Source organism: Klebsiella sp. CB_Kp196, assembly GCF_040061575.1.
Taxonomy (GTDB): domain Bacteria; phylum Pseudomonadota; class Gammaproteobacteria; order Enterobacterales; family Enterobacteriaceae; genus Klebsiella; species Klebsiella michiganensis.
Window position 1 is genome coordinate 176,972 of sequence record NZ_JBEAFH010000033.1, and the last position, 23,976, is coordinate 200,947.

Below are 23,976 nucleotides of genomic sequence, written 5' to 3' on the forward strand. Positions count from 1 at the left end.
AAGCGGAAGAATTCAGTCATGGCTCAAGAAATCGAATTAAAGTTTATCGTCGCTCAGGATGGCGTTGACGCGCTGCGTCAGCACCTCAACGCGCTGGAGGCAAAGCATACGCCAGCGGGTCAATTGCTGAATATTTACTATGAAACGGCGGATAACTGGCTGCGCCGCCACGACATGGGGCTGCGCATTCGCGGCGACCAGGGGCGCTATGAAATGACGCTGAAAATCGCCGGGCGCGTCGTCGGCGGCCTGCATCAGCGTCCGGAATACAACATTCCGCTGGACACCCCGGAGCTGGCGCTGGAGAAACTGCCGGCTGAGGTCTGGCCGCAGAGGGAACTGCCGGCGGCGCTCGCACAGAACGTACAGCCGCTTTTCAGCACCGATTTTGAGCGTGAAAGATGGGTGGTCAAAGAAGGCGACAGCGAAATTGAAATCGCGCTTGACCGCGGCGAAGTTAAAGCCGGCGAGCATCAGGAACCGATTTGTGAACTGGAGCTGGAACTGCTGTCCGGTACTACGCAGGACATTCTGACCCTTGCCCGTCGCCTGCTGGATACCGGCGTACTGCGTCAGGGCAGCCTGAGCAAGGCGGCGCGCGGTTATCATCTGGCGCAGGGCAATGAAGAACGTCCGCTGACCGCGTTAACGATCCTTCGCGTCGCGCCGAAGGCCTGCGTCGAGCAGGGTCTGGAAGCGGCGCTGGAAAGCGCGCTGGCGCACTGGCTGTATCATGATGAACTCCTCAATCGCGGCAATGCAAAAGCGAAAGCGGAGATTTTGCACGCTATCGCCCGCGTGCGGCACGCGCTGGTGCTGTTTGGCGGTATTGTCCCGCGCAAGGCCACCACGCTGCTGCGTGAGCGTCTGAGCGAAGCTGAGGCGGCGCTGGCGGAGGCCGAAACCGCCCAGGCGGCGCTTTTCAGCGTGGCGACCGTCAGAGCCAAGCTGACGCTCACCGATCTGCTGATAAACCGCGGCTGGCGTCCCTTCCTGAACGCAGCCGGAGAGCAGAAAATTGCCGGTTCGTTTAAACGCTTCGCGGATATTCAGCTCTCCAGAGCGGCGGCGGAGCTGAAAAACGCCTTCCGCCAGCCGTCCGCTGACGGTTATGTCGATCAGCTTCCGCGCCTGACCCGTGAAATTGACACCGTTCAGCTGCTATCCGGAGCTTATATCGACGCTGCCGCGCCGTGGCTGGAAAACTGGCAAGAAACCCGCCGGGCGATTGCGCATAACGACAGCAGCGTCATCGAATATTTTCGTCGCCAGGCGCTGGCCGCGGAGCCGTTCTGGCTGCATAGTGGAAAACGATAATTTTCAGGCCAGGGAGCCCCTAAGATGCCGCTTTCTTCGCAATTACAGCAGCACTGGCAGACGGTCGCAGACCGGCTACCAGCGGATTTTCCCGTATCGACGTTGAGCGATCGGGCGCAATCGGTCATGGCCTTTAGCGATTTCGTCGAACAGAGTCTGATCGCGCAGCCGCAGTGGCTGGCGGAGCTTGAAAGTGCGCCCCCCGAGGCGCAGGAGTGGCATCACTATGCCGAATGGCTGCAGGTTCGCCTGGCCGAGGTTAATGATGAAGCCGCGCTGATGCGCGAGCTGCGCCAGTTTCGCCGTCGGATCATGGTGCGTATCGCCTGGGCCCAGGCGCTATCGCTGGTCAGCGAAGAGAGCAGCCTGCAGCAGCTAAGCGCGCTGGCGGAGACCTTAATCGTCGCCGCGCGCGACTGGCTATACGCCGCCTGCTGCCGTGAATGGGGCACTCCGTGTAATGCTGAAGGTACGCCGCAGCCGCTGCTGATCCTCGGGATGGGCAAGCTCGGCGGCGGCGAGCTGAATTTCTCCTCCGACATCGATCTGATTTTCGCCTGGCCGGAGCATGGCGCCACGCGCGGCGGCCGTCGCGAGCTGGACAACGCCCAGTTTTTTACCCGCCTCGGGCAGCGCCTGATTAAGGTGCTGGATCAGCCCACCCAGGATGGCTTTGTCTACCGCGTGGATATGCGCCTGCGCCCGTTTGGCGACAGCGGCCCGCTGGTGCTGAGCTTTGCCGCGCTGGAGGATTATTACCAGGAGCAGGGGCGCGACTGGGAGCGCTACGCGATGGTGAAAGCGCGAATCATGGGCGATAACGATGGCGTTTACGCCAGCGAGCTGCGCGCCATGCTGCGGCCGTTTGTCTTCCGCCGCTATATTGATTTCAGCGTGATTCAGTCTCTGCGTAACATGAAGGGAATGATCGCCCGTGAGGTGCGCCGTCGGGGACTGAAGGACAATATCAAGCTCGGCGCGGGCGGCATCCGCGAAGTGGAGTTTATCGTCCAGGTCTTCCAACTGATTCGCGGCGGACGCGAACCGATGCTGCAACAGCGGGCTTTGCTGCCGACGCTGGCCGCCATCGAAGAGCTGCACCTGCTGCCGGAAGGGGATGCGCAGAGGCTGCGCGAAGCCTATCTGTTTTTGCGTCGCCTGGAAAACCTGCTGCAAAGCATCAACGACGAGCAGACGCAAACCCTGCCGCAGGATGAACTTAATCGCGCACGGCTGGCCTGGGGGATGGGGGCTGCCGACTGGGATACGCTCAGCGCGCGGCTGGCGGAGCAGATGGCCAACGTGCGGCGCGTGTTTAATGAATTGATCGGCGACGATGAAACCCAGTCGCCGGATGAACAGCTTGAAGAGTACTGGCGCGAACTGTGGCAGGACGCGCTGCAGGAGGATGATACCAGCCCGGCGCTGGCGCATCTCGCCGACAGCGATCGCCGCAGCGTGCTGGCGCTGATCGCCGATTTTCGTAAAGAGCTGGACCGGCGCACGATTGGCCCGCGCGGCCGTCAGGTACTCGACCAGCTCATGCCGCATCTGCTCAGCGAAATCTGCTCGCGCGCGGATGCCCCGGTGCCGCTGGCGCGCATTACGCCGCTGCTCACCGGGATTGTCACCCGCACAACCTATCTGGAGCTGCTGAGCGAATTCCCCGGCGCGTTAAAGCACCTGATTAGCCTGTGCGCGGCGTCGCCGATGGTCGCCAGCCAGCTGGCTCGCCATCCGCTGCTGCTGGACGAGCTGCTGGACCCGAATACGCTTTATCAGCCAACGGCCACCGATGCCTATCGCGATGAACTGCGCCAGTATCTGCTGCGCGTACCGGAAGATGATGAAGAGCAGCAGCTGGAGGCGCTGCGCCAGTTTAAGCAGGCGCAGCTGCTGCATATCGCCGCGGCCGATATCGCCGGAACCCTGCCGGTGATGAAAGTGAGCGATCACTTAACCTGGCTGGCGGAGGCGATGATTGACGCGGTGGTCCAGCAGGCCTGGCTGCAGATGGTGGCCCGCTACGGGCAGCCGACGCACCTGCACGATCGCCAGGGGCGCGGTTTTGCGGTGGTTGGCTACGGTAAGCTGGGGGGCTGGGAGCTGGGCTACAGTTCCGATCTCGATCTGGTGTTCCTCCACGATTGTCCGATGGAGGTGATGACCGACGGCGAGCGCGAAATCGACGGTCGTCAGTTTTATCTGCGGCTGGCGCAGCGCATCATGCATCTTTTCAGCACTCGCACCTCGTCGGGCATTCTGTACGAAGTGGACGCTCGCTTACGTCCTTCTGGTGCGGCGGGCATGCTGGTGACCACCGCCGATGCCTTTGCTGATTATCAACAAAATGAGGCATGGACCTGGGAGCATCAGGCGCTGGTTCGCGCCCGCGTAGTGTATGGCGATCCTGAGCTACAGGCGCGCTTTGACGCCATTCGTCGGGATATTCTTACGACCCCGCGAGAAGGCGAAAAACTGCAGACCGAAGTGCGGGAAATGCGCGAAAAAATGCGCGCTCACCTGGGGAATAAGCATCACGATCGCTTTGATATTAAAGCCGATGCCGGGGGTATCACGGATATTGAATTTATTACCCAGTATCTGGTCCTACGCTATGCCAGTGATAAACCGAAGCTCACGCGCTGGTCCGATAACGTCCGTATTCTGGAACTGCTGGCGCAGAACGACATTATGGACGAGGCAGAGGCGAGGGCGTTAACTCACGCTTACACCACGCTGCGCGATGCGCTCCATCACCTGGCGCTGCAGGAGCAGCCGGGGAACGTGGCGCCAGAAGCGTTTAGCCAGGAGCGTGAACAGGTCAGCGCCAGCTGGCAGAAGTGGTTGATGGCTTAACTAAAAAACCGGGTGTGCTATTATCGCGCGCAAAGTTTGCGTCTCGCAGGAGAGAGGAATGAAAGTAACGCTGCCAGAGTTTGAACGTGCAGGAGTGTTGGTGGTTGGCGATGTGATGCTGGACCGCTACTGGTATGGTCCCACCAGCCGTATTTCGCCGGAAGCGCCGGTGCCGGTGGTGAAGGTGGAAAATATCGAAGAACGTCCTGGCGGCGCGGCAAACGTGGCGATGAACATTGCGTCGCTCGGCGCGACCTCTCGTCTGGTTGGCCTGACCGGGATTGACGATGCCGCCCGCGCGTTAAGCAAGGCGCTGGCGGACGTCAACGTGAAGTGCGACTTTGTGTCCGTCCCGACCCATCCGACGATTACCAAACTGCGCGTGCTGTCGCGCAACCAGCAGCTGATTCGTCTCGATTTTGAAGAGGGTTTCTCCGGCGTCGATCCGCAGCCGATGCACGAGCGTATTCAGCAGGCGCTGAGCTCCATTGGCGCGCTGGTGCTGTCTGATTACGCCAAAGGCGCGCTGACCAGCGTCCAGACCATGATTAAGCTGGCTCGCGACGCGGGCGTCCCGGTGCTTATCGACCCGAAGGGTACGGATTTTGAACGCTATCGCGGCGCCACCCTGCTGACGCCTAATCTCTCAGAGTTTGAGGCGGTCGCGGGTAAATGTAAGGATGAAGAAGAGATCGTTGAGCGTGGGATGAAAATCATCGCCGATTTTGACCTCTCGGCGCTGCTGGTGACCCGTTCCGAGCAGGGGATGACGCTGCTGCAGCCGGGGCGACCGCCGCTGCATATGCCCACTCAGGCCCAGGAAGTCTATGATGTTACCGGTGCGGGTGATACGGTCATCGGCGTGCTGGCGGCGACGCTGGCCTCCGGCAATACTCTGGAAGAGGCCTGCTACTTTGCCAACGCGGCGGCGGGCGTCGTGGTCGGTAAACTCGGTACCTCTACCGTTTCGCCTATCGAACTGGAGAACGCGGTGCGCGGGCGCTCCGAGACCGGTTTTGGCGTGATGAGCGAAGAAGAGCTGAAGCTGGCGGTTGCCGCGGCGCGCAAGCGCGGCGAGAAAGTGGTGATGACCAACGGCGTGTTCGACATTTTACACGCGGGCCATGTTTCCTACCTGGCTAACGCGCGCAAGCTGGGCGATCGGCTGATCGTTGCGGTGAACAGCGACGCGTCAACCCGGCGTCTGAAAGGCGACTCTCGCCCGGTCAACCCGCTGGATCAGCGGATGATCGTGCTGGGCGCGCTGGAAGCCGTCGATTGGGTGGTCTCTTTTGAAGAGGATACCCCGCAGCGTCTGATTGCCGGAATTCTGCCGGATCTGCTGGTGAAAGGCGGCGACTATAAGCCGGAACAGATCGCCGGTAGCGAAGAAGTCTGGGCAAACGGCGGCGAGGTGCTGGTGCTCAACTTTGAAGATGGCTGCTCGACGACCAACATCATCAAGAAGATCCAGAAAGATAACAAACAGTAATGTTTTCTCTTCGCACCGTAGCGGCGGTATGTCCGGAATTATCGCGCTAACCGAGGCGTAACCGGCGATAACGCTGCGAAACAGGACAAAAGAGGCCCGCGATCGCCTAATCGCGGGCCTCTTTTTATTTAATGACGGCATAAATGATTTGGCTCAACAAATCGCCATTTGAGGCGCATTTTTCGTACAAAAAAAGCTAAGGTAAGGATAAATACTGAAGTCAGTAAAAAGCATATGACCAATCAGAACACCAACGGCTGAAGGAGTATGCGTATGAAGAAAAACGATATGTATTTAATGAAGAATTTTGATTTTCTGGCCCAGAGCTTCGCCAGAATGAACGCACAAGGTCAGCCCGTCGATCTTCAGGCCATTGTTGGTAATATGGATGAAGCGCATCGCGAATGGTTTTGTCAACGCTATGAACTTTACTGCCGCCAGGCGAATAAAACCATGACGCCAGAAGCGGAGCTGGAGCACTAATCTACTTACCGCAGTACAGATACGACAACGGGCCTGACGGCCCGTTGCTTGTTTTACGGTTTCTCTTCGACGTCCGGCGCTGCCGGCGCGCTCGGCGAACGGTTTTCCAGATCGTTAAGACGCTGCTCCAGAAGCGCCAGCTTTTCACGCGTGCGCAACAGCACCTGCGTCTGCACGTCGAACTCTTCGCGGCTTACCAGGTCCAGGCGAGTTAACTGCGACTGGAGCACCTGACGGATTTTTTTCTCCACGTCTTCCCCCAGATCGCGGAGCCCCTTCGGCATTGATTCATGAACCTGACGGGCGATTTGTTCAATTTTTTTCGGGTCAATCATGGTGGTTTCCTGCTCTGGTCGGTTATCCGCTCATTGTAGTGCGATCGTCGGCGCCTATAAACCATAAATGTTTGAAGCTTATGCATTGCCGACGATAGTCAATAGCGTTATAGTTGCTTTGCTTATTCTCAGGGCGGGGCGAAATTCCCCACCGGCGGTAAATCAACCATAGCGTTGAAAGCCCGCGAGCGCTTTCTGCGAATGCAGAAAGGTCAGCAGATCCGGTGTAATTCCGGGGCCGACGGTTAGAGTCCGGATGGGAGAGAGTAACGGCTCAGCCGGGTTTGTACCCGCTTGCGTTGACTTTTGCCGCTAAACCGGCGCTCCTAAGACTGCCCTGATTCTGGTAACCATACAATTAATGAGGTTTTTTTACCATGAATCAGACGCTACTTTCCTCTTTTGGTACCGCTTTTGAACGTGTAGAACGTGCTCTGGATGCACTGCGCGAAGGCCGCGGTGTGATGGTGCTTGACGATGAAGACCGTGAAAACGAAGGCGATATGATTTTCGCCGCTGAAACCATGACCGTTGAGCAGATGGCGCTGACCATTCGCCACGGTAGCGGCATTGTCTGCCTGTGCCTGACGGAAGATCGCCGTAAACAGCTCGACCTGCCAATGATGGTTGAGAACAACACCAGCGCCTACGGTACCGGTTTTACCGTGACCATCGAAGCCGCTGAAGGCGTGACCACCGGCGTTTCCGCCGCTGACCGCGTGACCACCGTGCGCGCGGCAATTGCCGATGGCGCGAAGCCGTCCGACCTGAACCGCCCTGGACACGTTTTCCCGCTGCGCGCGCAGCCTGGCGGGGTTCTGACCCGCGGCGGCCATACTGAAGCAACCATCGATCTGGTCACGCTGGCTGGCCTCAAACCGGCGGGCGTACTGTGTGAACTGACCAACGACGACGGCTCTATGGCGCGTGCGCCGCAGTGCATCGAGTTTGCTCAGCAGCACAATATGGAAGTGGTCACGATTGAAGATTTAGTGGCCTACCGTCGCGAACACGAGCGTAAAGCCAGCTGATTGCAGTCGTTGCGCTAAAAAAATGATAAGGCCGGGGTATCCCGGCTTTATTGTTGAGTAGCTCCTGAAGAAAGCTACTGATAGTTAATCTTTATAATGACATCTTTGCTGAAAGGCCCTTCCACAAGGCTTTTTGTTGGATGCTTCGTCAACTCTGCAATGTAGTCATGGGTTACCGTCGTAGCGCTACCTGGACTATAGGTTGCAAAATTTTGATATTGATTATACACGATATCGCTGCTAATTGTTTTGTCGTTAATGCGCATCAGAAGACCATTTCCCATATCCAGATGAGTATTATCGTATAGCGTATCATTAGTATAAAAGCTGGTTTTGACATCAAATTTCTCGGTGCATCCCAACGCTTCATTTTTAATAGTGGATATGCTAAATGGCTTCCTGGCTGGTTCTTTTAATATAACATTGTCAGATATTTGACCGAAGTCGATAATTTGTGATTCGGGGTAAATTTTAATATCAACGCTACAATCTAAAAAATGAATATTTGAAAGCCCATTAATATCATAGTGCAAGTTTTTTGCAGTCGCCAGCTGGTTGATTCCTCCAGAACCATCGAAGGCTAATACGGTGACCGCAGGGAAAGTATACTCTATCTGTGAAGGTGGAATCGCTTTTAGCTTAACGTATAAGCGAAAACGAGCGGAAAATGTCGTGTTTTTCTGGATTGTATGACCATTACATGCTTTATGCGTATATGAATAATCGAAGTCATTCATTTGATCAAGGCATGCTCCGGTATTGATTTTTGTATTCGGTATATCGTAATCCACGCCATTATAGGTTACACCAAATGCCAGATAAGGATTATTGATAATCAGGCTATCGGTGTTATGGAAACTGTCGAGAATATAAGCATAAACGTTTTCTGACCAGGACGATTTGGGATCTTTGTTGTTGTGGGTGGCTTCATCACAATAAACGGTTACGGTCATATCTCCGCTTTCCCAGATTTTTTTGCCAACAGGTGCGTCTGCAGGTACGGTAAATGAAGGCAGTGTTGTAGTAACCAGATGTTGTCCACCGTTGTTATTTTGATAACAATCGATTGCCCAGGATGATGATGAAAAAAGGCAAATCAGCAAAGTAAAAAAAATAAATGTTTTTTTCATCATTAGCCCCTTTTCGCCGGTTCAGACTGACATACCATTTGTACCGAATTACAGCTGACTTTAAACATATTCAGCCCGCCGTAATCACCAATAAAGCCCACCTGGAAATTAGCCGGCAGGTCTTTAATCTCCTGCGACGCCAGGCCAAACGGTTCAGCCATCATGCTGGATGTTTTTGGCAGCAGCGTTTTGCCATTCGTGCCGATATAACCCACGGTGATAAAGTAGGGGGAGTTGTTCTTTAACGTTAACCCGCTGGCCGTTCGGCTAATATCGAATTTACCGGTCAGATTCACCTGCCCGTTCTTCACTTCGACTGCCTTTGGTCGCCAGAAAATTTTAATGCGGCTCTGCATGGCAATTTGCATGACGTTTTTCTGTTCCGAGCGCGGCGGAATTTCGCGCACGTTGAAATAAAACAGCGATTCCCTGTCCGCCGGAAGCTGCGTCAACGTTGGCTGAGGAATCAGGCGAACCTGTACTTGCTCACCCGCCTCGAGGCGCACCATTGGCGGAACAGCAGTAATATAGTTTCGGGATTTTTTATTATCCTTATCCTCAATCCATGATTGGGCAAGGAAAGGGGCCGTTGTGCTCTGGTTGGTCAAGCGCACGGAGACGCTCTTATCCGACTGGTTAAGAATAATGCGGGTTCTGTCGGGCGACACGGCGGCATTTACCGCAAAGCTGGTACTCAACAAACAGAATAGTCCTTTCGCAAATGTCTTAATTTTCATCATCATTCATCCTGAATTAATGTGCGGGCTTACATGGTAAAATAATGGCCTGACCATCGAGATTGCTATGGTTAGGCGGTGTCAAATCACACACGTTGTCGTTCCATTTTAGCGTCAGGATGCTGTTTTCCTGTATTCCGCTCAGGTATACAAAGCCGTCATCAGCGACTAAACCTATATCGCGACCTGTTGCTTTGTCTGTTACGGTCACGCCCAGCGGTGGATAGCGTCCGTCTTCCAGGCGGATGACGCCGATGATCTGATAGCCTTTGGTCGCGCTCAGGGGCATATAGCCAATAGCGCCTTCGGTCAGCGTGGTGCGGATTACCGAGTTGGTTACATCCACGCCATCCGGCAGGTTGTTGTTGTTCACCATCACCATCGCCGTTGTGTAGTTACCCACTGACGGAACCACGGAAATACCAAACATATTGGTCATACTACGATGATTGTTTACCTCAACACCGGCTATTCCATCCGCATCCACCATGACGCGAGAACTGTTGCCAGTGTTGTAATCATGTAATGCCGCACCGTAACGGGTTGCCGTGAACGAGCCGTTCCAGCCAGCGCTGAGCGAGCGATAGCTGCTTGGCTTCACGCTACCGTTTACATTCAACCGGCCATAGGGTGAATAGTGCTGATAGTATCCGCGCATGGCCGCTTCGCCATCGCCAAACTCTTTATCTGTGCCTGAAACGGACATATTCCACGGGTTATTACGATCTGAACCATCGTACCAGGTTGCCGTTTGCGTCGTTGCGTCGTCGCCATAGCGCTGCAGGCTGTACATAATATTGCGATTATTTTCCAGCGGCAGGGTGAGTGAAAAGTAATATTGATTCTCTTCATCATCATTCCAGCGCACGCGGCTCATCGCCAATGAAGCTGAAATATTTTTAAACGCACCAATATCAAAGCTCCGGCTCAGAGAAAACGAGTAGTTCGTATTGGTTTCACTGTTCCAGTAGGTATTACGTGTGACACTCAGATAGGTATTTAGCTCCAGCGGCGCAACGAACTGATTAAAGGAGAGCACATAGCTCTCTTTCTCATTGGAGCTGGAGTCGGAGCCATCGCGCGAGCTGATATATTCGCTCATCGTGACGTACTCTTTATCTGAGAACCGGTAACCCGCGAAGGTTACCTGACTGTTTGTTTCTTCAAAACGTTTGGCATAGTTAGCGCGATAGCTGAAGCCGCGCTGTTTACCTTGATCGTCATTACGTAGATTAGCCTCGGCGCGGGTAATATCAAGGGAGAATGAGCCAAAACGGTTAAGGTTAAAGCCAACCCCACCGGTTGCCGCCTGATAGTCATCGGCGGTGACGATAGCGCCGCCGTAGAGAGAAACATCACTCAACCAGCCCCAGGAAGCCTCCCCGGTCCAGAAAAGGGGGTTATTCACATCATTGTGGGTCGTTGATGTGGGTTTACCCACTGAACTTTTATAACGTACCTGCCCTTTACGCGTCAGGTAAGGGATAGAGGCGGAACCAACCTGGAACGTACTTTTGCGTCCGTCTTCTTCCTCGATCGTTACATCCAGCTGCCCCTGCAAGGTTGTGCCCAGATCGGCGATGGTGAATGGCCCGGGGGAGACGGTCGTTTGATAGAGCGTGCGGCTGTTTTGCGTAACGGTGACTTTAGCGTTGGTCTGCGCGATGCCGCTTATTTGCGGCGCATAGCCGCGTAAATCCGGCGGCAGCATTTGTTCATCACTTTCCAGAGAGGCGCCGGTAAAGTGAAAAGTATCGTAGAGGCCTGAGCTCAGGTCGTACTGGCCCATCGTGAATTTTGACGCCAGGGACGGAATCGGGCGGAATAAATAGGTACGCGGCAGGCTGCTGCTGGTACCCGTTGATTTCCGCTCAGTAAACGATTGATCGTACTGATAATCGCTACGTAAGCGCCATGCACCGAGGTTGAAACCCAGTGTGCCATATGAGTTGACGCTCTGGTTGCTGTCGCCGTGGCTCGGCGTGTACTGGCTGGCGTAAAGGTTATAATCCAGCATAAGCCCCGCGATACCGTCGTCCCAGTACTCCGGCGGCGTCCAGTTTTTAGCCTGATATTTCATCCATGCCTGGGGTACGGTTAACGTCAGTACCATGTTCGCTTTATCCAGACGAATAATCAGCTCTGGCTGATGGCTGAGATCGAGACAGCCTTTTTGATTCCACATTTGTAGCGGTTCAATAAACGCATCGGCAAAGCCGAACTCTGCCAGGCGCTCTTTAGTGAGGCAAAGCTGAGATCCGCTTTCGTTATCAGCTTTTATCCACTCCAGGTGATAGGCTTTTGGTAAGGTATTTTTGTTGATCTGTACGCGTGCTACATAGGTGCCGACAGGAATATAGCCTTTTTTTTCAAATTGCGAGAGATCGATGTTTTTCCTGTCCTCAGCATCAATCATATCGGTATTGAATTCTATTGCATAAAGCGGCATTGATAGTGATGCGGTAAAACATACTGAGCAAAGGGTATGCTTTATTAAAAGGAATAACTTTCCTGGCATTAAACCGCTATGAATAATAGTGCGCATAAAATCCGTTTCTTTTAATAAAATAGACCAGGAAAGCCGGTGAATCCATCACCGGCTTGAATCGATAAAAATTAAGCGAAAGCGATAATTATTTATAAGCCAGGACGTAGTTTGCCTGAGCGTAAACATCACCCTCGGTTGCATTTTTACCTTTAGATTCCATGCGGGCGTGGAAGTCCAGGTTCTGAGTCGGGTTGGTATCGGTAAACACTACCGGCACTGCGGATCCCAGGGTTACGGTGTTGTAACCTGCGTCCATAATACGTACGCCAACGCCGGTAGCGCCGCCGTAGTTACTTTCTTTGGTATTTACCATCAGGCTGGCGTCATTGCTGTCGACGTTGGCAGAAGTGAAGGTCACGTTCACTTTATCCGTTGTCGTTTTCACGCCTTTATCATCCGTTGTGCTCAGAATACAGTCGCGCAGTTTGATAGAGAAATCTGCAGGCTGAGAGTACTGGCCGCCGTTCAGTACGCTATCGGCAACCTGGCCGAGATCGACATCAATCTGAGAGCTTTCCGGTGTCACAGAGCAAGGGGCGGTAATAACGGTACCGGAGAAGGTGACAATACCGTGGCCCTGATCTTCAGCGCTGGCATTAAAAGCAGTCGCAGAAAAAACAGCGGTAGTGACAACAGCGAGCAGCGTTTTTTTAAACATGGAATATAGTCCTTTATAGATGATCAATATTAAATATGAGGTATACGACAACTGGTATGGGATTGGGTTTGCTTGAATTAATATTAATTCAACGCGTAAAAACTATCATGCTGCTCACTGTTACGCATGTTAATTGTAATTAAAGGTAATTCACGGTTTTCCTTAATGTATGTATTTTAATGTGCTTTTTTTAGGATTTTTCGCAATGTAATATCTCTTTTGATGGTGGTTTTATGTGTATTTATTGTTGATGTGAATAAATTTCGTTTGATACCCGCAGAATTAACGTCAAATTAATGCCAAAGCAATGAGGGCGAATGCTGTGAAAAGGCTATTTACGCATGGTCTTAATTGACTAAAGGTTAAATTTAATACCTGTTCTCAATTCATCATTAATGATGAATTCATGTAATGAATTGACAAGTGAAATAATGGGGCATTGACTCAGCCAATGCCCACCGTTTGCAAAACCACCAGGCTTAATCCCATCACTGACATCCCGCACAGCACGCCATAGCTCGGGTTGCTTTGTGGATCGAGCTCTTTCGCCAGCGGCATAAGCTCATCAACCGACAGCGCAATCATGATACCGGCAACCGCGGCCATAACGGCGCCCATCATCACCGGGGATATCGCGCTGCCCAGCACCAGCCAGGCCAGCACGCCGCCGAAGATTTCCGCCATGCCGGAAAGACCCGCCCAGAACACCGCTTTACTTCTGGAGCCCGTGGCGGCATATACCGGTCCGGCTACCGCCAGTCCTTCCGGGATGTTGTGTAGTGCAACGGCTAACGCGACCCCCATGCCCAGCTCGAGATTATTGCTGGCCGTCACGAAGGTCGCAATGCCCTCGGGGAAGTTATGCAGGCTGATGCCTAAGGTCAGCAAAATCGCCGTACGGCGCAGGTTGCGCGGGCGGGAAATGCCGGGAGACATCAGATCCTGCGGGTGGGCGTGAGGCAGCATGCGGTCAAGCGCAAAGTAGCCCAGAAGGCCGATAATAAACATGCCGTAGCCGAGCAGGGGGGACATGCCTTCGGTAGCCAGCGCGGCGGGCAGCATCTCCATCAACGAAATCAGCAGCATGATCCCGGCGGCGAATCCCAGCGAGAACCCCAGTAAGCGATTCGAGGGTTTCTGCCCGATAACGCCGAAAATGGCGCCAATAAAGGTAGCGCTCCCTGCCAGCAGGGTCAAAATGACGGGTGAGGACAACATTCACCTCCTTATGAAAATGATTCTTATTAAGAGTATCGTGATCCATTGACGATCGCGAGCGCGCGGATTCACTCTTTACCGCCGCTTACATTCAAATTTTCTGACGATCATCATCATGCTTATCTGAGTTTATCCTCCATAGAAAGAGCGTAATGTAAATACATCAACTTTCTTAATAAAGGATATCACTATGTCCCGTACCCGCATGCCCGCGCTGTTTTTAGGTCACGGTAGCCCGATGAACGTGCTGGAAGATAACATCTATACTCGCGCCTGGCGGCATCTGGGCGAGACGCTGGCGCGGCCTAAAGCCATTGTGGTGATCTCCGCGCACTGGTTCACTCGCGGTACAGGAGTGACCGCGATGGAGGCGCCGAAAACGATTCATGATTTTGGCGGTTTTCCCCAGGCGCTCTACGATACGCATTATCCGGCGCCGGGTTCGCCTGAGCTGGCCCAGCGTCTGGTCGAGCTGCTGGCGCCGGTGCCGGTGACGCTGGATAAAGAAGCCTGGGGCTTTGACCATGGTTCCTGGGGCGTGTTGATTAAAATGTATCCCGATGCCGATATTCCGATGGTACAGCTGAGTATTGATAGTACGAAGCCCGCGGCATGGCATTTCGAAATGGGGCGTAAGCTGGCTCAGCTGCGCGATGAGGGCATTATGCTGGTGGCAAGCGGCAACGTGGTGCATAACCTGCGTACCGCACGCTGGCACGGCGAAAATACACCTTATCCCTGGGCGGCGTCGTTTAATGACTACGTGAAGGCGAACCTGGACTGGAAAGGTCCCGTAGCGGAACATCCGCTGGTGAATTACCTGGCGCATGAAGGCGGATCGTTATCGAACCCGACGGCCGATCACTTTCTGCCGCTGTTGTATGTGCTGGGCGCCTGGGACGGTGAAGAGCCGATTACGATCCCGGTTGAAGGAATGGAAATGGGCTCCCTGAGCATGCTGTCGGTAGTCATTGGCGCCTGAAAATAGATAAACCCCGGCAGTAAACAATGCCGCCGGGGTTTGCTGTTACTCGACGAAAATGTGCGGATAAAAGCGCGACAGATCCTGAGTGATCAGCGCCCGGTCTTCGCGAATGCCAATTCCGGCAGGCTGGTCGTTAATCAGCCAGCTGCCGATGAGCGTGTAGCTGTCGCCAAACTTCGGCAACGGATAGAACGCCTGGACGATGGTGCCCTCTTCACCGTACGGCCCTTCTACCGCCTCCAGCACTTTGCCATTCTCCACGATAGAGACGTTAGCGCCTTCGCGGGAGAAGATCGGTTTGATAACGTACTTCTCCAGCTCCGGATGCGCATCTTCGCTGAAATAAGCGGCCAGCAGGTTCGGATGGTTGGGGAACATCTCCCACAGCAGCGGCAGCAGCGCTTTGTTGGAGATAATGCTCTTCCACGCCGGCTCCAGCCAGCGCACGCCGGCATCTTCCAGCTTGGTGGAGAACACCTCGCGCAGCATGTACTCCCATGGATAGAGCTTGAACAGATTACCAATCACCTGATCCTGCAGGTCGGTAAACTGGCCTTTTTCGCCGAGACCAATATCTTCGATGTAGAGGAACTCGGTCGCCACGCCCGCTTCTGCGGCGCAGTCCTGTAAATATTGCACGGTACCGCGGTCTTCAACGGTATCGCGACAGCAGGCCATATGCAGCAGCTGGAAGCCGAACTGCTCGCGCAGCTCGCCAAAGCGATCGATCAGCTTCTCCTGCAGGCTGTTGAACTGATCGCTGCCTGCCGGCAGCTGACCGGCGTTCAGCTGATCTTCCATCCAGATCCACTGGAAGAATGCCGCTTCATAGAGAGACGTCGGCGTATCGGCGTTGTTCTCCAGCAGCTTCGGCTCACCCACGCCGTCCCACACGAGATCGAGACGCGAATACAGCGAGGGCTGATGGGTTTTCCACGACTGGCGTACGAAGCCCCAGGTGTGTTTGGGGATGCGAAATTTGGCCATTAACTCATCGCTGGCGATGACTTTTTCCACCGCCTGCAGACACATCTGATGCAGCTCAGCGGTGACCTCTTCAAGCTTCTCAACCTGCGCCAGCGTCAGTTTGTAATAGGCTTCTTCGCTCCAGTACGGCTCGCCGTACATGGTGTGAAAGTTAAAGCCATATTCTGTCGCCTTTTCGCGCCAGTCCGGGCGCTCGGTAATGCTGATTCTTTCCATGTCGCTTAGCCGCCCATCGAGCGTGAAGAAGAGGAGCTTGCTGAACTACGCTGCATGGTTGATTGCTTAGCGACCGAGTCGCCAAACCCGCCGCGCGTTACGGTGCTGGTGGTGGCTGGTTTTGGCGCCATCGCGGTTTTCGGCACGGTCATGGTACGGCCCGGCTGCGCTGCGCCGTAGCTCTTACCGCCCGCGTCGGTGTATTTACCATAGGCCGGGCTGGCCGGGTTTTTTGAGCTGAACAGCGGCTGCTGAGCGCCCATTCCGCCGCCCATCATCCGGCCCATCATGTAGCCCGCCATCAGCGGCATCCAGAAGCTGCCGCTGCTTTGCGCCTGGGCCTGGTTTTCCGGAGCCATGCCTGCCTGAGCCGGCGCCTGCTGGCACTGACCTTCACCGAACTCGGCGACGCAATCTTCACGAGAGGCGTATTTCGGCGCGGTACGTTCTGCTTCTTTGAGTGCGTTGTTGTAAGCGGTGGTGCACTCTGCGGATTTGCTCGGGTTAGCGGCAGAGCAGTCATCGGCGTTTTGATACAGAGAAACCGTTTCATCGCTTTGTTCACAGCCGGCGAGCATAAATACCGCCGTCACGGCGAGCGCAACGGGAGTTAAATGACGAGCGCTCCAGCTTTTGCGGAAGGAGGCGTGTTTAATATTTTTTGTCCGTTTCATGTTTGTCTTCCTGGACCCAGTGGTATGCGTTTTGTTAACGCTCAGGATAGAGGATGAGTGGTGGAAAATGAAGCGAATAGGGGCGGAAAGCGGGGGATCTTTACGTTGCCTTACGTTTAACGCTTCGCTTACCTGCGGGGTAAGCGAAGCGTGGAGTGCGCAAGCTTAATTACTGGCGGAACGGATTGCTGCCGCTGGTGCTGCGTGCGGACGCCGGTTTTGCCGCGACGGTGTTGCTGTAGCCGTCAGCGCTGGCATCCTGCTGCGGATTTTCCGGCGCCACGCTGTCCGGCGAGGTCGGAATCGCTTTACCCAGCGTGTTGTTCAGCGCAACCAGGTCCTGCTCGTTCAGCGTACCGAGCGCGGACTTGATGTTCAGCTCGTTAATCAGGTAGTTATAACGCGCGTTGGACAGCTGCTGTTTTGCGTTATACAGCGTGGTGGTCGCGTCCAGGACATCGACGATGGTACGCGTACCCACTGAATAACCGGCTTCCATGGCATCCAGTGAACTTTGGGCAGACACCACGGCCTGTTTGTAGGCATTGATGCTGCTGATGGACGCGTTCACGTTGTTAAAAGAGGAACGAACGGTCTGCACCACGCTACGATGCGCGCTTTCCAGCTGCTCGCTGGCGCCGACAAAGTTGTACTGCGCCTGTTTAACCTGGGAGTTCACCATCCCGCCCTGATACAGCGGCAGGGAGAAGTTCAGGCCGATTTGGTTCTGCCCGATATCTCTGTCCTGCGTGGTGTTTTTAGAACCACTGTAGCTGTTATTAGATACGCTACTGGACGCGTTTAAATTCAGGGTCGGCAGATGCCCATCCTGCGCCTGGCGAATTTGCTCGCGCGCCAGGTCCTGGCTGAGTCGGGCCTGCAGCAGCGACAGGTTGCGGTTTTCCGCTTCTTTCAACAGCGCGTTCACCGCCGATGGTTTAGTGGTTTTAAAACCATCAACGTTCAGCGAGGCCAGCTCCGGATAGTAGTTGCCGGTCACCTGACGCAGCCCTTCTACGGCGTTATCGAGGTCGTTGCGCGCGGTGACTTCATTCGCCAGCACGGCATCGTACTGCGAACGGGCGTTCTGTACGTCAGTAATCGCCACCAGGCCAACGTTAAAGCGCTGGGTGGTCTGATCTAACTGGCGGTAAATAGCCTGTTTCTGCGCTTCGGTATAGGAGAGCGTATCGATCGCGGCCAGCACTTTAAAATAGGCCGTCGCGGTGTTCAGAATCAGCGTTTGCTGATCCGTCTGATAGGTGACGTCCTGAATGCCGGCGTTCTTTTCCTGCAGCGTCAGCGCACGCCATTTCGACATATCAAACAGAACCTGCGTGAGCTGCAGCGATCCGCTGGTGACGTCGGAATTCTGGTCTTTAGCATCACGGAAGCCGCTGGTATAGGTATAATCTGCACCCAGACCGAGCTGTGGCAATAACGGGCTACGCGCTTCGTTGATCTTCTCGAATGCGGCATCACGATCGGCTGCTGATTTACGCAGATCAGGGTTGCTGACACGCGCCTGCTGATAAACCTGCAGCAGGTTTTCAGCCTGGCTCATGGCGCTGAAGCCAGTCAGGCCCAGGCCGATAAGGATGGGAAAGAGTTTCTTCATTTGCATTCCTTGTTGTGAAGCATTTAGCGCTACTCAAATTCTAAAAATAATCACTGATTGTATAGAGTCTGTTACCGTAAAAAGTTGGCGTTATGTGCCATGGGGCGGTAATTTGCACCAATCTAGCATACGAGCCGTAAAACGGTAGCCACACCGCCTATAAATTCATAACTTCATGTTCTACAGGATATCGAAATGAGCGACGTCAATCAGCAGGGGATTACCTTCTCTAAAAACGATGTAGAAATTATTGCACGCGAAACGCTTTATCGCGGTTTTTTTTCGCTCGATTTATATCGTTTTCGCCATCGCCTGTTTAACGGCGGGATGAGCGGCGAAGTGACCCGCGAAATTTTTGAGCGCGGCCACGCCGCAGTCTTGCTACCCTTTGACCCGGTACGCGATGAAGTTGTGCTCGTCGAGCAGATCCGTATTGCGGCGTATGATACCAGCGCGAGCCCGTGGCTGCTCGAAATGGTCGCCGGTATGATAGAAGAAGGCGAATCTCCTGAAGATGTCGCCCGTCGTGAAGCGGTGGAAGAGGCCGGGCTTATTGTTGGCCGGGTTAAACCGGTCCTGAGCTACCTGGCCAGCCCCGGCGGCACCAGCGAAAGGCTGTCTATTATGGTGGGTGAAGTCGATGCAACGACGGCAAAAGGAATTCATGGACTGGCCGACGAAAACGAGGATATTCGCGTTCATGTGGTGAGCCGGGAACAGGCTTACAGATGGGTGGAAGAGGGGAAAATCGACAACGCAGCCTCTGTCATCGCGCTGCAATGGCTGCAACTGCATTATCACAATTTACGAAACGAGTGGACAAAATGAAGCGTTATACGCCTGACTTTCCTGAAATGATGCGCCTGTGTGAAACCAACTTTGCCCAGCTGCGCCGCCTGTTGCCGCGAACGGATGCAGCGGGAGAAAAGGTGAGTTACCAGGTGGGCAACGCGCAATACCGATTAACCATCGTCGAATCGACCCGCTACACTACGTTAGTGGCGATTGAACAGACGGCGCCGTCGGTGAGCTACTGGAGTCTGCCGTCAATGACGGTACGGCTCTATCACGATGCAATGGTCGCTGAAGTGTGTTCAAGTCAGCAGATCTTTCGCTTTAAAGCGCGGTATGATTATCCTAATAAAAAGTTGCATCAACGCGACGAAAAGCATCAAATTAATCAGTTTCTGGCCGATTGGCTGCGATACTGTTTTGCACATGGAGCGATGGCGATTCCGGTTTGTTAGCGTCGTGAAACCTAAGGACACCATTTGGAAAGCCTGTTAAACCTACCTTTGGCTGGTGAGGCCAGAGTCAGGATATTACAAATTACCGATACTCACCTGTTTGCTGAAAAACATGAAACGCTGTTAGGTATCAATACCTGGGAAAGCTATCAGGCCGTACTGGATGCGATCCACGCCTCACAGCGAGAGTGCGACTTGATCGTTGCTACAGGCGATTTGGCGCAAGATCACTCTGCCGCGGCCTACCAGCATTTTGCTGAAGGCATCGCGAGTTTTACTGCACCCTGCGTCTGGCTACCGGGTAATCATGATTTTCAACCGGCAATGTACAGCACGCTGCAGGAATCCGGCATCTCTCCCGCTAAACGCGTATTGCTGGGCGACCACTGGCAAGTATTGCTGATGGATAGCCAGGTGTTCGGCGTGCCGCACGGCGAGCTGAGCGATTTCCAGCTGGAATGGCTTGAGCAGAAGCTGACCGAAGTTCCGCAGCGGTATACGCTGCTGCTGTTGCACCATCATCCCATGCCGTCAGGCTGTAGCTGGCTGGATCAGCATAGCCTGCGCAATGCCGGGGCGCTTGATTGCGCGCTGGCCGCTTTTCCTCGCGTTAAGCATCTGCTCTGCGGCCATATTCACCAGGAGCTGGATCTTGACTGGAACGGACGGCGCATGATGGCCACGCCATCTACCTGCGTGCAGTTTAAACCGCACTGCGCGAACTTCACGCTCGATACCGTCTCCCCAGGCTGGCGCTGGCTGGAACTGCATCCTGACGGCACATTGACCACTGAAGTTTGCCGCCTCGAAGGCGTGAAATTTCACCCGGATATCGCTTCAGAAGGATACTGATGTCTACGCTTCTCTATCTGCATGGTTTTAACAGCTCGCCTCGGTCGGCAAAAGCGACTGCGCTGAAAGCGTGGCTGGCGCAGACCTATCCTGACATCTCGATGGTGATACCGGAGCTCCCGGTTTATCCCGCGCAGGCGGCTGAGCATCTGGAGTCTATCGTGCTGGAGCATGGCGGTGAACCGCTGGGCGTTGTCGGGTCGTCGCTGGGGGGATATTACGCGACCTGGCTATCGCAGTGCTTTATGCTGCCCGCCGTGGTAGTGAACCCCGCGGTGCGCCCGTTTGAGCTGTTGAACAATTTCCTTGGCCCCAATGAGAATCCATACACGGGGCAGCAATATGTGCTAGAGTCTCGCCATATTTACGATCTCAAGGTCATGCAAATTGACCCGCTGGAAGCGCCGGATTTAATCTGGTTATTGCAGCAAACGGGTGATGAAGTGCTTGATTACCGCCAGGCCGTGGATTATTTCGCCTCCTGCCGACAAACGGTAGAGGAGGGCGGTAATCACGCATTTGTTGGCTTTGAAGATCATTTCACTCAGATTATCGATTTTCTGGGCCTGCGCTGAGCGGTTCGGAACGACCTACGAATACACACCATGACGCAATCTTCATATAACGCTGATGCCATTGAGGTACTCACCGGGCTAGAGCCGGTTCGCCGCCGTCCGGGAATGTACACTGATACCACACGTCCAAACCATCTTGGTCAGGAAGTTATTGATAACAGCGTGGATGAGGCCCTGGCCGGTCACGCGAAACGCGTGGAGGTGATTCTCCACGCCGATCAGTCGCTGGAAGTCATCGACGATGGACGCGGAATGCCGGTGGATATCCACCCTGAAGAGGGGGTTCCGGCAGTTGAACTGATTCTTTGCCGCCTGCACGCCGGGGGGAAGTTCTCCAATAAGAACTACCAGTTCTCCGGCGGCCTGCACGGCGTAGGGATTTCGGTGGTCAACGCCTTATCGAAACGCGTTGAGGTGAACGTGCGCCGCGACGGCCAGGTCTACAGCATCGCGTTTGAAAACGGCGATAAAGTAGAAGATCTGCACGTGACCGGTACCTGCGGTAAGCGCAATACCGGTACCAGCGTGCACTTCTGGCCGGACGAAAGCTTTTTCGATAGCCCGCGTTTTTCCGTCTCGCGCCTTTCTCATTTATTAAAGGCCAAGGCCGTTCTCTGCCCGGGCGTAGAGATTGTTTTCCGCGATCTGGTTAACGACAGCGAACAGCGCTGGTGCTACGCCGATGGTCTGACCGACTATCTTAGCGAAGCGGTTAACGGCCTGCCGCTGCTGCCGGAAAAACCGTTCGTCGGCACCTTCTCCGGCGATACCGAAGCGGTTGACTGGGCGCTGCTGTGGCTGCCGGAAGGCGGTGAACTGCTGACCGAAAGCTACGTCAACCTGATCCCGACGATGCAGGGCGGTACCCACGTTAACGGCCTGCGCCAGGGGCTGCTGGACGCCATGCGCGAGTTCTGCGAATACCGCAATATTCTGCCGCGCGGCGTGAAGCTGTCGGCGGAAGATATCTGGGAGCGCTGCGCCTACGTCCTGTCCGTGAAGATGCAGGACCCGCAGTTTGCCGGGCAAACGAAAGAGCGCCTCTCTTCACGTCAGTGCGCCGCGTTTGTTTCCGGGGTGGTCAAAGATGCCTTCAGCCTGTGGCTGAACCAGAACGTTCAGTCGGCAGAGCTGCTGGCGGAAATGGCGATCTCCAGCGCCCAGCGTCGCCTGCGCGCGGCGAAGAAAGTGGTGCGTAAAAAGCTGACCAGCGGTCCGGCGCTGCCCGGCAAGCTGGCGGACTGTACCGCCCAGGATTTGAACCGAACCGAACTGTTCCTTGTGGAAGGGGATTCGGCGGGCGGATCGGCCAAGCAGGCGCGCGATCGCGAGTATCAGGCGATCATGCCGCTGAAAGGTAAAATCCTGAACACCTGGGAAGTCTCTTCCGATGAGGTGCTGGCTTCCCAGGAAGTGCATGATATTTCCGTCGCCATCGGTATCGATCCGGATAGCGACGACCTGAGCCAGCTGCGCTACGGCAAGATTTGTATTCTGGCGGATGCCGACTCCGACGGCCTGCACATCGCGACGCTGCTGTGCGCGCTGTTTGTCAGGCACTTCCGCACGCTGGTTAAGCAGGGTCACGTCTACGTGGCGCTGCCGCCCCTGTACCGTATCGACCTCGGCAAAGAGGTGTATTACGCGCTTACAGAAGAAGAGAAAACCGGCGTGCTGGAGCAGCTTAAGCGCAAGAAAGGCAAGCCGAACGTGCAGCGCTTTAAAGGGCTGGGTGAGATGAACCCGATGCAGCTGCGCGAGACCACGCTGGATCCGAATACCCGCCGTCTGGTACAGCTGATTATCAACGATGAAGACGAGCAGCAGACGACCGCCATGATGGATATGCTGTTAGCGAAGAAGCGTTCTGAAGATCGGCGTAACTGGCTGCAGGAGAAGGGCGATCTGGCGGAGCTGGACGGATAATAAAAAATCGGCCGGGAAACCGGCCGATGTCGTTTGCTTGCTTAAATACCCGCTTCAAGAATACGAATATTCATTTCCAGTACGTCGCCTTTCACGGCTTCGCCGTAGGCTTTCATGTGCGGCGTCTGCAGGTGCGCTTCAAGATGCGCGACGCTTTCCCACTGCTCGACCATCACGATGGAATCCGGTGAAGTAGTCTGAAAACTGACGCCAGCGGCGTGATCCACCAGCGGCGCATAGCCGTGGCAGCCTTCTTCCTGGAGAACGGTCGGGGTAATTTTTGCGAACTGATCCAGCACCGCCTGACGATGGTGTTGGCCCGGACGAGTGCGAATTTCAGCGATCACTGTCAACATGGTTAACTCAACTCCTTCTGTATATTCTCATCATACTTCAAGCCGCCGCTAAAATGAGCCGCGCTTGTCGTCTTTTCATAACTCACTACAGTTAACCAAAAATTTCCGCCAGATGCTTGCGATATTCTGCCGTATAACGCGGAACATCGGGCATTTTGATCACATCGTTGGCGATGAAGGTGGGCAGGGCGCTCATCCCAAGGAACTGGTTGGCCTTATGGAATGGCAGGTACACCCCGTCGACGCCAACGCCGTGGAAGAACTGATCTTTCTCGGTGAACGCTTCCATCGGCGCGTTCCAGGTCAGGGACAGCATATATTTTTTCCCCTGAATCAGGCCGCCGGAACCATATTTCTTACTGGCGTCGGAGCGGGTGCGGCCATCGCTGGCATACAGCGCGCCGTGACCTTCGGTAAAGACATCATCAATGTACTTTTTCACCGTCCACGGTGCGCCCATCCACCAGCCCGGCATCTGCCAGATAACCACGTCTGCCCAGAGAAAATTCTGCACTTCTTCTTTGATGTCGTAGTCGCTCTCGGCGCGGACGACCTTAACATCATGCCCGGCGTCGCGCAGATAACCATCCGCGACCTCGGTCAGGGTGTCGTTCAGCTGGCCGTTAGAGTGGGCGAATTTTTTCGCACCGTTAATAATCAGGATGTTGCTCATTTTTTATCCTCAACTTTTCAATTTTGAGGCTAATTTTACCCCGCAGGGCAAAGCGGTAA

The 23,976-nt window shown here is 54.6% G+C and carries 22 protein-coding genes and 1 riboswitch; of the genes, 11 read left to right on the forward strand and 11 right to left on the reverse strand.

What is annotated here, in order from left to right; translation table 11 throughout:
- Positions 1–18 precede the first annotated feature (18 nt).
- From ABLU87_RS07615 to glgS, 4 genes are all read left to right on the forward strand, one after another.
- A complete protein-coding gene (locus ABLU87_RS07615; RefSeq protein WP_122117494.1) occupies positions 19–1,317 on the forward strand; it encodes an inorganic triphosphatase in 1,299 nt (432 codons plus the stop codon).
- 24 nt (positions 1,318–1,341) lie between these two features.
- Positions 1,342–4,176 (forward strand): bifunctional [glutamate--ammonia ligase]-adenylyl-L-tyrosine phosphorylase/[glutamate--ammonia-ligase] adenylyltransferase, encoded by a 2,835-nt coding sequence (gene glnE / locus ABLU87_RS07620; RefSeq protein ID WP_048260455.1) that lies wholly within the window; start codon positions 1,342–1,344, stop codon positions 4,174–4,176.
- Positions 4,177–4,234: 58 nt separating this feature from the next.
- A complete protein-coding gene (gene hldE, locus ABLU87_RS07625) occupies positions 4,235–5,668 on the forward strand; it encodes a bifunctional D-glycero-beta-D-manno-heptose-7-phosphate kinase/D-glycero-beta-D-manno-heptose 1-phosphate adenylyltransferase HldE (protein WP_014226884.1) in 1,434 nt (477 codons plus the stop codon).
- Between the two features lie 273 nt (positions 5,669–5,941).
- A complete protein-coding gene (gene glgS, locus ABLU87_RS07630) occupies positions 5,942–6,151 on the forward strand; it encodes a cell surface composition regulator GlgS (RefSeq protein ID WP_004854266.1) in 210 nt (69 codons plus the stop codon).
- A 53-nt stretch (positions 6,152–6,204) separates the two neighbouring features.
- Here the strand turns inward: glgS and ubiK are convergent, their stop codons facing one another.
- Entirely contained in the window at positions 6,205–6,486 is a 282-nt protein-coding gene (gene ubiK / locus ABLU87_RS07635; protein WP_004854265.1) for a ubiquinone biosynthesis accessory factor UbiK, read from the reverse strand.
- Between the two features lie 120 nt (positions 6,487–6,606).
- A riboswitch (FMN riboswitch) is annotated at positions 6,607–6,758 on the forward strand.
- Between the two features lie 105 nt (positions 6,759–6,863).
- Here ubiK and ribB point away from each other — a divergent pair.
- Positions 6,864–7,517 carry a 3,4-dihydroxy-2-butanone-4-phosphate synthase gene (gene ribB, locus ABLU87_RS07640; protein WP_004854262.1) on the forward strand — a complete coding sequence of 218 codons (654 nt, stop codon included), beginning with the start codon at positions 6,864–6,866 and terminating at the stop codon, positions 7,515–7,517.
- A gap of 74 nt (positions 7,518–7,591) precedes the next feature.
- On the opposite strand, the gene ABLU87_RS07645 is transcribed toward ribB, so the two are convergent.
- The 5 genes from ABLU87_RS07645 to zupT all read right to left on the reverse strand — a co-directional run bounded on the left by ABLU87_RS07645 (position 7,592) and on the right by zupT (position 13,805).
- Positions 7,592–8,647 carry a pilus assembly protein gene (locus ABLU87_RS07645; protein ID WP_122117806.1) on the reverse strand — a complete coding sequence of 352 codons (1,056 nt, stop codon included), beginning with the start codon at positions 8,645–8,647 and terminating at the stop codon, positions 7,592–7,594.
- Between the two features lie 2 nt (positions 8,648–8,649).
- Entirely contained in the window at positions 8,650–9,387 is a 738-nt protein-coding gene (locus ABLU87_RS07650; protein ID WP_122117805.1) for a molecular chaperone, read from the reverse strand.
- Between the two features lie 13 nt (positions 9,388–9,400).
- On the reverse strand, positions 9,401–11,833 hold the full coding sequence (locus ABLU87_RS07655; RefSeq protein ID WP_213221616.1) for a fimbria/pilus outer membrane usher protein: 2,433 nt from the start codon (positions 11,831–11,833) through the stop codon (positions 9,401–9,403).
- A gap of 184 nt (positions 11,834–12,017) precedes the next feature.
- Positions 12,018–12,590, reverse strand: a complete 573-nt coding sequence (locus ABLU87_RS07660; RefSeq protein WP_032751300.1) for a fimbrial-like protein — start codon at positions 12,588–12,590, stop codon at positions 12,018–12,020.
- Positions 12,591–13,034: 444 nt separating this feature from the next.
- Entirely contained in the window at positions 13,035–13,805 is a 771-nt protein-coding gene (gene zupT, locus ABLU87_RS07665) for a zinc transporter ZupT (protein ID WP_025105919.1), read from the reverse strand.
- A 193-nt stretch (positions 13,806–13,998) separates the two neighbouring features.
- Between zupT and ygiD the strand changes: the two genes are divergently transcribed.
- Positions 13,999–14,790, forward strand: coding sequence for a 4,5-DOPA dioxygenase extradiol (gene ygiD, locus ABLU87_RS07670; protein WP_014226877.1), 792 nt, complete (start codon positions 13,999–14,001; stop codon positions 14,788–14,790).
- A 45-nt stretch (positions 14,791–14,835) separates the two neighbouring features.
- Here the strand turns inward: ygiD and ABLU87_RS07675 are convergent, their stop codons facing one another.
- The 3 genes from ABLU87_RS07675 to tolC all read right to left on the reverse strand — a co-directional run bounded on the left by ABLU87_RS07675 (position 14,836) and on the right by tolC (position 18,288).
- Entirely contained in the window at positions 14,836–15,996 is a 1,161-nt protein-coding gene (locus tag ABLU87_RS07675) for a glutathionylspermidine synthase family protein (protein WP_196942089.1), read from the reverse strand.
- Between the two features lie 5 nt (positions 15,997–16,001).
- Entirely contained in the window at positions 16,002–16,670 is a 669-nt protein-coding gene (locus tag ABLU87_RS07680) for a DUF1190 family protein (RefSeq protein ID WP_004125303.1), read from the reverse strand.
- Between the two features lie 169 nt (positions 16,671–16,839).
- Positions 16,840–18,288, reverse strand: coding sequence for an outer membrane channel protein TolC (tolC, locus tag ABLU87_RS07685; RefSeq protein WP_032692881.1), 1,449 nt, complete (start codon positions 18,286–18,288; stop codon positions 16,840–16,842).
- Positions 18,289–18,483: 195 nt separating this feature from the next.
- Here tolC and nudF point away from each other — a divergent pair, with 195 nt between their 5' ends.
- Genes nudF through parE form a run of 5 tightly spaced genes read left to right on the forward strand, consistent with a single transcriptional unit; the run spans position 18,484 to position 22,888 of the window.
- Positions 18,484–19,116 (forward strand): ADP-ribose diphosphatase, encoded by a 633-nt coding sequence (gene nudF, locus ABLU87_RS07690; protein ID WP_004854249.1) that lies wholly within the window; start codon positions 18,484–18,486, stop codon positions 19,114–19,116.
- A complete protein-coding gene (locus ABLU87_RS07695) occupies positions 19,113–19,535 on the forward strand; it encodes a DUF1249 family protein (protein ID WP_004854247.1) in 423 nt (140 codons plus the stop codon). The genes nudF and ABLU87_RS07695 overlap by 4 nt, the downstream gene beginning before the upstream one ends.
- A gap of 24 nt (positions 19,536–19,559) precedes the next feature.
- Entirely contained in the window at positions 19,560–20,387 is an 828-nt protein-coding gene (gene cpdA, locus ABLU87_RS07700) for a 3',5'-cyclic-AMP phosphodiesterase (protein WP_004854245.1), read from the forward strand.
- Positions 20,387–20,962: an esterase YqiA gene (yqiA, locus tag ABLU87_RS07705; RefSeq protein ID WP_004854243.1), complete on the forward strand. Its 576-nt coding sequence runs from the start codon at positions 20,387–20,389 to the stop codon at positions 20,960–20,962. Before cpdA ends, yqiA begins: the two co-directional genes overlap by 1 nt.
- 30 nt (positions 20,963–20,992) lie before the next feature.
- Positions 20,993–22,888, forward strand: coding sequence for a DNA topoisomerase IV subunit B (gene parE, locus ABLU87_RS07710; RefSeq protein WP_004854242.1), 1,896 nt, complete (start codon positions 20,993–20,995; stop codon positions 22,886–22,888).
- Between the two features lie 41 nt (positions 22,889–22,929).
- On the opposite strand, the gene ABLU87_RS07715 is transcribed toward parE, so the two are convergent.
- Positions 22,930–23,244, reverse strand: a complete 315-nt coding sequence (locus ABLU87_RS07715; RefSeq protein ID WP_004125281.1) for a putative quinol monooxygenase — start codon at positions 23,242–23,244, stop codon at positions 22,930–22,932.
- 91 nt (positions 23,245–23,335) lie between these two features.
- Positions 23,336–23,917 (reverse strand): NAD(P)H-dependent oxidoreductase, encoded by a 582-nt coding sequence (locus ABLU87_RS07720; RefSeq protein WP_014226872.1) that lies wholly within the window; start codon positions 23,915–23,917, stop codon positions 23,336–23,338.
- Positions 23,918–23,976: the final 59 nt, after the last annotated feature.